This is a genomic window from Butyricimonas paravirosa (assembly GCF_032878955.1).
In the GTDB taxonomy this organism is placed as follows: Bacteria; Bacteroidota; Bacteroidia; order Bacteroidales; family Marinifilaceae; genus Butyricimonas; species Butyricimonas paravirosa.
The window spans coordinates 5558308-5570168 of the sequence record NZ_CP043839.1 but is presented as its reverse complement, the minus strand read 5'-3'; the positions used below and the strand labels follow the sequence as shown (position 1 = coordinate 5570168).

8 protein-coding genes and 2 pseudogenes are annotated in these 11861 nt (G+C 44.3%); 2 read left to right on the top strand and 8 right to left on the bottom strand.

Translation table 11 applies throughout. The annotated features are described in order from the left end of the window. Window positions 1-35 precede the first annotated feature (35 nt). The 8 genes and pseudogenes from F1644_RS22450 to F1644_RS22415 form a co-directional block, all read right to left on the bottom strand. Window positions 36-1044, bottom strand: a pseudogene (locus F1644_RS22450) (BACON domain-containing protein); the annotation flags it as partial. Beyond that, a pseudogene (locus F1644_RS22445) lies at window positions 1007-3462 on the bottom strand (Calx-beta domain-containing protein). The pseudogenes F1644_RS22445 and F1644_RS22450, both read right to left, overlap by 38 nt. Before the next feature lie 21 nt (window positions 3463-3483). Further along, the gene (locus tag F1644_RS22440) at window positions 3484-5325 is read right to left on the bottom strand and encodes an OmpA family protein (protein WP_118302594.1); all 1842 of its coding nucleotides are present in this window, start codon (window positions 5323-5325) and stop codon (window positions 3484-3486) included. Between the two features lie 25 nt (window positions 5326-5350). Continuing rightward, a complete protein-coding gene (locus tag F1644_RS22435; protein WP_087420626.1) occupies window positions 5351-5947 on the bottom strand; it encodes a DUF3575 domain-containing protein in 597 nt (198 codons plus the stop codon). Between the two features lie 28 nt (window positions 5948-5975). Next, entirely contained in the window at window positions 5976-6881 is a 906-nt protein-coding gene (locus F1644_RS22430; protein WP_118302596.1) for a FimB/Mfa2 family fimbrial subunit, read from the bottom strand. Between the two features lie 99 nt (window positions 6882-6980). Then, window positions 6981-8201: a FimB/Mfa2 family fimbrial subunit gene (locus F1644_RS22425; RefSeq protein ID WP_118302872.1), complete on the bottom strand. Its 1221-nt coding sequence runs from the start codon at window positions 8199-8201 to the stop codon at window positions 6981-6983. 439 nt (window positions 8202-8640) lie between these two features. Further along, entirely contained in the window at window positions 8641-9564 is a 924-nt protein-coding gene (locus F1644_RS22420; RefSeq protein WP_087420088.1) for a tyrosine-type recombinase/integrase, read from the bottom strand. A 185-nt stretch (window positions 9565-9749) separates the two neighbouring features. Continuing rightward, on the bottom strand, window positions 9750-10184 hold the full coding sequence (locus tag F1644_RS22415; RefSeq protein WP_087420087.1) for a bactofilin family protein: 435 nt from the start codon (window positions 10182-10184) through the stop codon (window positions 9750-9752). 311 nt (window positions 10185-10495) lie between these two features. Here F1644_RS22415 and queC point away from each other — a divergent pair, with 311 nt between their 5' ends. Both queC and F1644_RS22405 read left to right on the top strand, forming a co-directional pair. Beyond that, the gene (queC, locus tag F1644_RS22410) at window positions 10496-11173 is read left to right on the top strand and encodes a 7-cyano-7-deazaguanine synthase QueC (protein ID WP_087420086.1); all 678 of its coding nucleotides are present in this window, start codon (window positions 10496-10498) and stop codon (window positions 11171-11173) included. A 145-nt stretch (window positions 11174-11318) separates the two neighbouring features. After that, on the top strand, window positions 11319-11855 hold the full coding sequence (locus F1644_RS22405; protein WP_118302598.1) for a 6-pyruvoyl trahydropterin synthase family protein: 537 nt from the start codon (window positions 11319-11321) through the stop codon (window positions 11853-11855). Window positions 11856-11861 lie beyond the last annotated feature (6 nt).

Below are 11861 nucleotides of genomic sequence, written 5' to 3'. Positions count from 1 at the left end.
ACAGGTCAGCATTCATTCCACATCCTCCCAACCCAAACATCAGCCGTCACGTCCAGTTTTCCACCTACCCAGAAGACGCACAAGTAATATACCGTTCACACGGGGCACCCGCGGGATTACAACATCTGTCTTTTAAAACGAATTCCCCCTCACAAGCCAAGTCCACACTCACTTTCATGTGACTCTCCGTCGTATCTTTCGGGTTAACACTCACAGGGTAATCGTTTTCCCCTTGTGAGCCGGGATAACAAAATACAACGTGTCACTACGTTGGTGTCCCGGTAACGAGGTACCTATCCTTGACCCGGAAAGTCCCGGTCATCGGCACGGAACTCACCCTGGGGGTTTTTGCAGTCGGAATAATCCTCCCTCCCAGTTCAAGGTAGTCGGCACATCCTTCAATGCGAAATTATGCGTCCCGTTCACGTCCAATCCACCCGCATCCGCGATAACCACCTTTACCAGAGCCACGTTTCGTGACAATATAGTAGTTCCTGGAACCGAATTATCCTGCCCGCCAATAACCAATTGACCATCGATATTGGCCGTGCGTAATTCCGGCATGGAAGGTAATACCCCTCCCGATGTTCGGGTCTCCCACATCTTCAAATCTTCACGAGCCGCGCTACGCATAGGTTGAATCAAGCCGCCACTAAAATCAGTATTGGCAGTCACAAGGGCTATATTCCACGTCCCGGCAGCGACAGTCATCGACAGTCGATCCGGGGCATAAGTTACCCTCTGAACCTTCTGGTTGAATCTTCCGGCATCACCTCCATCTCCATCAAAAAGATAGACCAACGTGTTTACTGACAATATCCCCACCCGCTCTCGTCATGTTGAAAGTCAGTAAAGGATCTCCACTCGCTTGCCCGGACAGGAATCCCTGTCGTCCGAGCAAGCTAGTAGGAGAATAGTCAATAACCCGCTAACAATATGTTTATATATTTTCCTGCCATAATTCTCTTTTTTCATTCACTACCTCCCCGAAGGGAGTAGAATTTGTTTATTTACGGATCGTAAACTCGGCCGTAGCTTCTGCATCAGAAACACTGATCGGTTGCGCGCCCGTGGGTTGAGTTACAGACTTGATTTTCAACTTCACTTGTTTTTCCGCTGCATCCGTACTATATAGCACCACACCATACACGTTCGCAGAACTATGATTTCCGTCACCACTGATGCGGAGATCATGCATATTCGTAAACACAAAGTCTTTACCTTCTTTAGCCGAAGCATCAGGAACCGTCACACAATTCACGATAACATCACTTCCGGTAGCATTCGTCAGCAAAGCCCCGTCAGAAGCCCGCACCAAAGACACCGTGAAGAATCCGATACAACATTATTGTTCAATCTGTGATCGCCAAGGGAAGCTATCATTAAACGTGCCGGTTGATCGACAACCACCCCGCTACAACTCAACAACTCCCCTTCAAAAGCCACGTTCGAACCACTCAGACAATGTACTTTATTAAAGTTAATCACGACCGTCTTGGGTAATTCATAACGGGTATCCTCCAACGTTTTCACCGAGAACGATGATTTCTGTGATCCATTGGCAAATATCACTCTCGGGGTTAATCCCATATCGAAATCAAGGGCATCAGCCGTTCCTTCCCGTAAATACCATCCACGATGATATTGGCTCCCGTCGAATTCATTAAAGGAGTTCCATCCGGTTGAACAACCCAAGCTCGTATAAAATATCTTTTGTTCCCTCTTCTCCTGTTCCGTGCGAACCATCTTAACAACAGCCTGTTGATCCTCGATCACCGCTTTACCCACGGGTTTCACCAGATAACTTTGCTGTGCATCCGAAAGTACGAGTTCAAACTCTTTCATCCCCTCGATCAAATTATTCGCTTTCACGGACACCTCTATATCCTGTTTTACCAGATAACGGTCGGCCGTTCCCCGTGACGGGGTAAACGAAAGCTTTCCTTTCACCGGTGTAAAATTATTCGCAATATTAGCCGTTTTCTCTTGGGTAGCATATCCCACGCTTACCGGAATTGGCGCACCTTCTTTCGTCGTGGCATACCCGGTCAGAGTCACGGTAAAAATAGCCGTGGCTATTCCATTCACCGGTTTCGTGATCTTCACGTCCGAACATAAAGACCATGTCCCAGTTTCACGAGACGACCTCCCGCTCCCAGGAAAAGTAACTCCCCGGATGAAGCAGTATACGCCTGACGATAAGCCGTCGGTTTATTATCCGTCACGTAACGGTCAAACTCCTTTTCACCCGTGGACGAAAACATACAAACCCGTCCTTCAGAAGAAGATAACAATAAAATCTCCCCGCTGTTGGTTACTTTCATTTTGTCAAAATTACCATCCAGTGAACGCTCGAACTCCACTTTCCCGGTCGGGTGAATACGTATAAACGTACCTCGACGTCCGCCCATGTCGTATGTCGTCACCACGGACTCCCCGGTTGCCGGGTTCATCCCGATTCCCCGTACATTCCCCTTGGACGTACCCGAATACAAGGCTGTTCCGTCATTACGCAACAAAGCATAATATCCTTGACTTCCGCTACCTCCAACCAGAATATTACCATTACGGGCCACCTGAAGATGATCCAGCATAGTGGCCCCTTGGTTGGCAGGAATCATATTCTTCGCAAACACGATGTCCCCCTCCGGACGAATCTTGTAAATAATCCCCCCATCTGTCGGTGAATTACCGATCACAAGCACCGAACCGTCATTAATATTGGCATTCAACCCGGTCACGACAAACTGTTTTGCCGGGATCGTCGTCATGTAATAAGGTTTTCCCTTATCATCCAGACGAACCACGAGAGCTTGCTCCTTATCCTTTCCGGCAGAGAATGCCGCACAAATGTATTCAATCGAATTTCCATCACCGCAAACTGGTCACAATAACCACCCCCGGCATTTTTATACTGGTAAACCACGCTACCCGTCGGGTCCAGTTTCAACAGGATTCCCTGACGACCGTCCGCCCCTTTCGGCTCCGAACCGGACACCACAAACGCCCCGCTCCGCAGCAGCATACCTTTCAGAAAATTACTTCCTTGATCCCCGGCATAAATATCGGTAACGATACGTCCGCCTCGATTAATCACCACGATACGTCCACATAAAGTAATTTTATCCTTTTTACCTTTACATTCGGCACACTAGACTGTCCAACCACCAAAACCCGGCTGTTATCCAACTCCACAATCTCGTTCACCGCGGTAAAGCCTGTCAATGGAAGTGAAAAAACCACGTCTCCTTCCCGTTCCACCCATGTCAAGTTATATTTTTGACCTTCTTTACCAACTAAAGCTACTTCATCACCGGGTAGCGGGCAAACCAGTTGAATCTGATTTTTATCACCATATACTTTATCGAACACCACCGGCATATACTGGGCTTTCACCTGCAAACAAGTGATCACGCTCAGCAGGAACAATATCCACACTCTATGAATTCTCGTCTTCTTCATATTATCGTTTACTTTTTAATTCTACCTCTTATGATATATCTCAACACGTCTCGCCTTACGATTCACCTGAATCCAGTCAATATTTCCCTCCGCTTGATTTCCCATCTCTTCCTTCATCTCCTCCGGAGAAAGTCTCACCTTGCCGTGAGCCTTTATATTGAAATCCACATTGACACCATGATCCCGTAAAAACTCGGCAACACTCTTTGCCCTTCTTGCTGACAAGGCATAGTTGTAATTGTCACTACCCATTTCGTCAGCGAAACCGTCAAATCTCAATTCAGAGAAATAATAGGAACCCATTTCATTAATAAACTGCTCCAGGCATTGAATGGATTCTCGAGTCAATTTATCCGAATCGAAATCAAAATAAAGAGTCATTAGCAAACCTTCCGGTGCATATCGTTTTATTGAAATAGTTTCCTTGGTAACCGATTCCGTGGTCCCGTTCAGTAATAAAGCCCCGCCCAGAATCGCGCTTTCCTCGCTCATTCCGAAATGAGGATCTCCCTGCAGGGTCCCCAAATCTTCCTCGGTTTGCAGATAATAAATATCATCCCGGGACTCCATTTCCCGGTCCGAAACAAAATAAGCGGTTCGTAAATCCAGCGGACACATAAAATAGTCGTTGAAAACCGAATTCACCGGATAAGGAAAATGACGCACGCTGCCCGGAACTACTCCCTCTTGATCGTAGTCGGCATTAAACAGGTCATATCCTCCGAAACCCGGTAACCCGTTAGAGGAAAAAATAAGACGTCCTTCATAAAGTACGGGAAAAATCTCGTTCCCTTCCGTGTTGACATCCGCACCCAAATTCATCGGGGTTCCCCACTCCTGTGTCTCTTCGTCCCAATGAACAACGTACAAGTCAAACCCGCCAAATCCTCCCGGCATATCAGAAGTGAACAACAACGATTTCCCGTCATTAAACAAGTAAGGATGAGCATACGAATTTTCCGGGTCTTGCGGGAAAACCGGAATGTACCTTCCAAAACGTTTACTCTGGCTCTTGATCACGGAATAGTACAATTTAGTACGGAAAGGACGATGTTTTTTGTCCACCATCTCCACCGATACATTCTTTTTATCGTACTCGATCACCGTGGTCACCATCACCTGCATATCCGGAGAAAACGTTACCGGTCCATTCTGCAAATCCACCGGAATCTTCCGGAAATAATCGGAATATCTCGGTGATTTCTGTGACATCACCTTTTCCCCAGCCTCCTTCAACTCGTAATAGTGAGTACGATGGAAAAACAACTTTCCGGGATCGTTAAACTTACTGTAACTAATGGCATAGAAAGGTTGTTCCCCGTAATTTCCAATCCAGAACTCGGCATTCGGCGTGTTCAAAGACAACCGTTTGGCCGTGAATCCGGGGAATTCCTGCACGGAATGACGCATGGCAAGAGCCTCCAGTGTATTCTGGTAGCGTTGATACCTGCTATACTGATCTCGATAAGCATTATCCAGACAGATCGCCTCGGCTTTCCGTGCCTGACCTTGAAAACGCAACGCATCTATGTAGTCACACACGTCATCCACGAGGAATAAATTCCGTTCCAGCTCCATCGCCTTCTCGTAATGCCCGATAGCCCAGCTATAATCCCGTACCATGAAATACAAGCGCGCAATCTTCAAATGAAGAGCGGCTTGATTTTGCATATTCTCTTCTTTTTTAAGAGCCGTTTCATACTGCGCCATCGCTTTATTAAACTTCTGCCTTACAAAATTACGGTCAGCCCGTCTTTCCACACGTCCCAGCTTACGTTCCTGTGCTTTCACAGGAAGCGCTCCATCCATCAGGAAAAGAAACACGGCAACCGACAAGAGAATTTGTATCTTCTTTTTTCTCATTTTCAGCAACATTTTATCTGTAACACTAGCGGAATATATTGTATGTAAGACTCACGCCGAACTTCGTCGGACCAATCCATTGCTTGGTCTTCTTGAGTTCCAACGGGAAATTCACGTATTCTCCTCCTAGTTTATATTTATCATACTGGAAATGAGCATATCCAACACCGATATTCATATCCAGCGCCAGACGGGAGTTAAAAGCATATTTGTACCCGAAAGTAATACCTCCCGATACCCCCCATCCTTTCCGGCGATAACTCCGGAGCGGGTCATTGTGTTTCAACAACCCGATATTAAAAGTGCCATACATGGCGTAAGGACCGATATAAAACCCATCCCATGAATCATTCGTGTAAAAATTTTGCGGGTTCCAATAGTATCGTAACTCCGCGGCCCCCATTAACACTCGAAAAACTTCTTCATTCTTCTTAAACATATACGGTAACCACGCCCCCTCGGCATTCACCGTGAGCTGTCGCGTTAACGTGTACTCAAAACCGATATTAGGTGAACCGGTCAACCATAAAGGTACATTTACCTTAACACTTTGCGCCCGTACCCCGCCAAATAAACAAAGCAAAACGGAAACAAGTAAAATATATCGTACAACTGGTTTCATATTATTCTCTTTATTCATGAATATCACATCATTCCATGTTCGTATTTCCACTCTCAATATCTTCATTCCATCCCACGATCGAAACTTTGACCACGACGTAAGAATCGATTTCAATAATAATACGCTGGCCATGCAATAGCCTGAGTGGCAAACCGGTCAGTTTATCTTTCACTTCCACCGGTAAATGATTGACGGCAACACCGTCACGGTCCAGGAATGTATAATTCAGCCTCATAAATTCGCCTTCAACAGACGGTAAATAACGATGATCCACTTCCAGATAATCAGCAGTCGTCTGTTCCGGTAACTCTCCGAAATGAAACATATGATCATCCGGGGTCTGCCGACCAGCTATTGTATCATTTTTCAAATACTGCACGGAGGACGCCCCTTCTGCCAACAATTGCACGTTTACTATGCGTGACACGTCGCCCGGAAAATTCTTAAAACGCACGGTTACTCTTCCTGTGTAATGCTCCAACTCCACCGTGTCTGTACGCAAAATTCCCGGGTGATCGATTACAGGCACAAACTTCTGGAATAACACGTCCGAAGGATGCACGTAATGATTCTCCCCGGAACTGCTATTATTCAGCATAAAAGCAGAGGTTTCCAGTTGTTGTTCATCCACAAATGAAAGACTATCCGTATTCGTATAACAATAGACCTTATATTCACCAGGGGGTAATCTGAAACTAAACAACCCTGCTCTCATACGGGGATCTTTCCACGGGGCAGCCTCGTAACGCGCTCCCACCAATGTTCCTGTCTCGTCATAAACCAGTACACGACAGTCACTAACCTTATTATCCACCACTTCGGGTACGTAAACCTGGTAATTGGTTTCATCTTTAAAATAATCATAGGTACATGACGCGAGCAGGAGCAGGATAATCACACCCGTAAATGCTATGAGAAGTCTGTTCTTTCCCATATTTAATATTTTTGTTGATTTTACACTTATTTCAGATTCCCCGGGAGCAGAGGTCCTGCTCCCAGGCAAATCATCTTGAGTGTATAAAAAGGAATTCTTTTACAGTGTAAGTGCTGATTCTACGATATTACTACTCCAAGCTTCCGGAGCTGAAACACCAATTGTCAAACCACCTTCTGCTCTAGGTTTTGTCGGCACGTCTGTAGTACCTCCTGAACGTAAAGTCAAGTTCACTTCACGAATCGTGTTTGGTGTAAAGTTCTCTTTAATCAAACCAGACCAATAAACAGGACCGTCAGTAGACATCTCATCCCCGTTTGCCAAAATATGACCTGCTTTTCCACGTCCGGAAACAACGATAAAATACTGACGATCGACAGAAGCGTCTGCTGTTGATGCTCCATTAATAGCACGTCCTCCATTATTCGGCCACACGATAACATCTCTCCACATCGTGAAATTATCCTTCAGAATAACCTTCGGGTTATATCCTGAAGCAGGATCGGCCGTGTTAAAAATAGTTCCGTCCTTTATAGCCAATATATTGGCATCGGTTGACGTTGCACTCACTCCACCTGCATTTGCTGCCCCAATTTTCATGTTATCCGGTAAACGATAAATCATGATAGAAGCATCCTGCGTGAAATTAACCGTGTTCAAATTATCCGTTTCGCTATCTTTTACATTCAAACGAACACGCATCATGGCTACTTCACGTTTCAGAGCAATGGCCGACACGGGAGTCGTCGTTCCGGCTGCAACATCTATACCCGTTGCAGATCCCATAAAGATCTCCGACGGCTCCGTATAAGCACTATTACCAGCGGTAGTCAGTTTAGTTGAACAGAACGTCGGGAAAGCTCCATCTGCATGCTCTATCACCAAATTCGAGAGAGTCTTCTGGCGCACATTCCACATCGTCCATTCAGTTGGAGTTGTACCTCCATCAATATAAGTAGTGACTGCATCCGAAGAACTTTTCACGTTCGCAACAGCAACTAACGTGTAACCGGTACCTACCGGTACGTCCGTGTACGTGAAAGTAGTCAACGCACTTGAAGGATTCACGATCGTTGAATAAACCACTTGACCGGACGCGTTGTACAAAAAGAATTGTAATTGTTTGACATTTGCCCATGAAGTTTCCGGAATTGCCGTAGATTGTGGAGCTCTTCCTTCCATACCGGTTTTGTCAAAAGTAACCTGAAACGTTAAACCGGCCTTTTCCGGATCCGGATAATCCGAACCACCACTCTTTGAACAAGCACACACTACCACCATTGCAAGCAATGACCATAATAAACTAAATCTTTTTTTCATAACCCATTCTTTAAAATTACCTAACATTTGAAATCTGACAGAATGTCATCAAAAATTTTTACTACACACTATTTAAATTTACCGTTACTTTGTAGGTAACGGTAAAACATAAAATTTCAAATAAAAAGGGGTCTTTCGGCGGGTTATTATTTATATAATGAATTTTTGTAGTCCGGGAAAGGCGATCTGAACTCCGCCCATCTTTTAGAAAATCAAGGTGGGTAATAGTTTTTTTGTCTCCAAAAAAACTACTACTCAAAAAAAATTGAATTATTTTATCATCTATTGAAAAATAATCGTCGCATTATTTGAAATAATAAAAATATATATATAAATTTGCACTCATTAAAAGATTCCGTTATCTACAAAGTAACGGATTTTTTTCTGACTAATTGTCAGACATTTACCTTCTTGACATCACATAATTCCTATATTATTCTCAACACAACACTTTCTTGGATAGAACAAAAGCCACAAGTGCATTATTTAATTGATTCACCTCATCCTCCCGGTAACGCTGGAAATAAGTCTCGGTCACCTTTACCGATGAATGTCCCATCGCGTCACAAATCAGGCTGGAATTATAATTCTGTCGTAACGCCGTGGTTGCCCAAGTATGGCGCGCCACGTAAGTACTTAATTGCTCTCTAATCTTCAGGAAATACCCGACTTGCCGCAAACGGTAGTTATGCAGACGCAACATCCTGGAATACTGCCGGTACTCGTCCTGCTTGGGGTCCTGAATAATAGGGAGCAAATAAGGAGAATCAGGATACATATCCCTGTATTTCTCGATAATGGCCATCGCCTCGGGGCAAACCACGACAGTCAGTTTTCGTCTCGTCTTGTGCCGGTGATAAACAATCACGTTCCCCTGCAAATCACATTTACGCAAAAATGCCAGATCCACAAAAGGCATCCCGCGTAACAAAAACAGCAGGACAAACATATCCCGGGTAAAAGAAAGCCGTTCAGGCAAAGGCTTTTTATCTGTCATCAACCGACAGATCACCTCCGGGGAAACTGCCCTTTTCACCTGACAATCAATCCCGGTATGTACCCGGCTGAAAAGACGGGGTATATAAGAGGCAATCCCTCGTTCAACCGCTTGGTTATAAACGGATCTCAGCGTCCGCATATATGTTGAAATAGAATTCCATTTCAACTGGTCGGACAACAATTTCCGCTCGAATTGAGATAACCATTCCGGGGTCAATTGCTTAAAACTAACTTCGCGCCCATTCGCAAATTTCTTCAACCGTTTCAAAGTACTCTGATAAACATGAGCAGTACCATCTCGCTGCTCTCGTTCCAACTCGACAATAAGTCGCTCCATAAACTGTGTTAAAAATTCTCGTTTCATCTTCTATCTGTTTAGATTTCAATTTATAGTGTTTTATAATTTAACCCAACCGACACATAATCAAACATATGCCAATTAGCTATTTATGCAAACATTTCAACAACCGACCATTCACTTGTCGTAAAATCGTACATCCAAACCAGGAGAAAATTAAAAGTCTATTTTTAAGAGAATCCAGTCTAAGGCTACTTCTCCTCCACCACCATGACCTTTTCCACTTTGGTGTTCTTTTCCTTCACGGGGACATTCATCCCGGTGGTATTACAAACACCATCGAATCCGGCATTCGGCTCTATTTCCAGCTTACGCGTGTAAACATCACCTTTTACCATGCACCCGGATTTCATGTACAGTTCATTCGTCGCACGAACATCTCCTTGCAACAAACCATACAACACCGCGGTGTCACAGTTCACATTTCCCTTGACTTTTCCTTGTGGACCAATCACAACTTTCCCTTTGCAAATAATATCTCCCTCTAACGTTCCCTCCAGATGTAATCCTCCAGCAATAGTGATTGTCCCTTTCACTATCGTCCCTATTGTAATCATTGTCAGGTTGTCAGCACTGACTTTCATTAATTTTTCAGAGTCATCTTCATTCTTTTTCTTTCCAAACATATCAAATATGAATTAGTCATTAAAAAAGATGAACACTCTTCGATTTTCAAATATTAGTATCTGACAAATATAAAATAAATAGGTGAAATAAGAGCTAATTAGTCAACAAAAAATAGTAAACAAAAAAAGTTTTACACAAGTAAAAATAATGACAGGAAGACCAAAACAAACGGGATTAATACCGTACGGCAAGATTCACGACGCTCAAAAAACTGACAAAAAGTCTTATTTATTACCCATTCCATTTCTTGTTGATCGTAACCCGAAATATATTACCTTTGCAACTATAAATAACAGGAGAAAGGAAGATCATGAAAAAAGCGCTTGTTTTACTATCCGGGGGACTGGATTCAACGACAGCCCTATACGTTGCCCAAGAGCAAGGATTTGATGAATTATATGCTATCACCTTCGAGTACGGGCAAAAACACGATAAAGAGATAAAAGCGGCAAAAGCCGTGGCAAAAGCCGCCGGGGTAAAAGAACACAAATTCGTAAAAATCATGCTGAATCAATGGGACGGCTGTTCCCTCACGGACGAGAAGATGGACATTCACGACGGGGATATAAACCGGACGACCATCCCGGACACGTACGTTCCCGCCCGAAACATGGTATTTCTTTCCGTGGCAGCCTCCTACGCCGACGCTCTTGATATTACCGACATCTTTATTGGGGTCAGCGAGGTCGACTATTCCGGATACGTGGATTGCCGGGAAGAATTCATCCGTTCCATGGAACAAACCATAAACTTGGGAACCGTTCTCGGTGCCGAGAAAAAACAGAAGATCACCCTTCACGCCCCCTTCATGCACATGACCAAGGCCGACGAGGTACATTTGGGGAATCGTTTAGGAGTTGATTACAGCCTCACCTGGACTTGTTACCGCGGCGACGAAAAACCCTGCGGCACCTGCGATAGTTGCCTTCTCCGGGCAAAAGCATTTGAAGAGGCGGGAATAAAAGACCCATTGTTTAATGGAAAATGAAAAATGGAGAATTGAAAATGAAAAAACCGATTTAATTTATGATTTATGAATTACGATTTACGATTGAAAAAGCGTGGACTTCGTGGGTGGAAATCTAAAATCTAAAATCAATAAATTAGTAGGATTTAAAATTTAAAATTGATAAATGGTAATCAGAAAGTTATTCAAATTCGAGGGGGCACACATCGTGCGGAATTGTTCTTCACACCGTTGCCGGGAGAACATTCATGGACATTCGTATATCGTGGAAGTATTCATCACGTCCGACAAGCTGGACCGGGGATACATGGTGATGGACTTCGTACTGCTGGATAAGGTGAAGGAACTCGTGGATAGTTTCGACCATACCTACTCGTTGTGGCAGGAAGAATCCGACGAGTTGAAGACTTTTGTATACAAATACAACCGCCGGGTAGCTGAAATACCCGTCTCTCCTTCTGCTGAAGGATATGCATTGTTATTCCTTTACTTGATCGACAAAATCCTGCAAAACATGGAGCATAAAAACGGGGAAGGAAACGTACAACTCTCCTCCGTTCGGGTACATGAAACGGCAACCGGGTATGCCGAGGCTTTCCGGGAAGACCTGAAACTCGTGAATTTCAATGTTCACGACATCCGTTTTTCCGAGGCAATCCGGGAAGAATGGAAAAATGAGCAGTGGTGGGAAGGAATAAGATAAAAGATA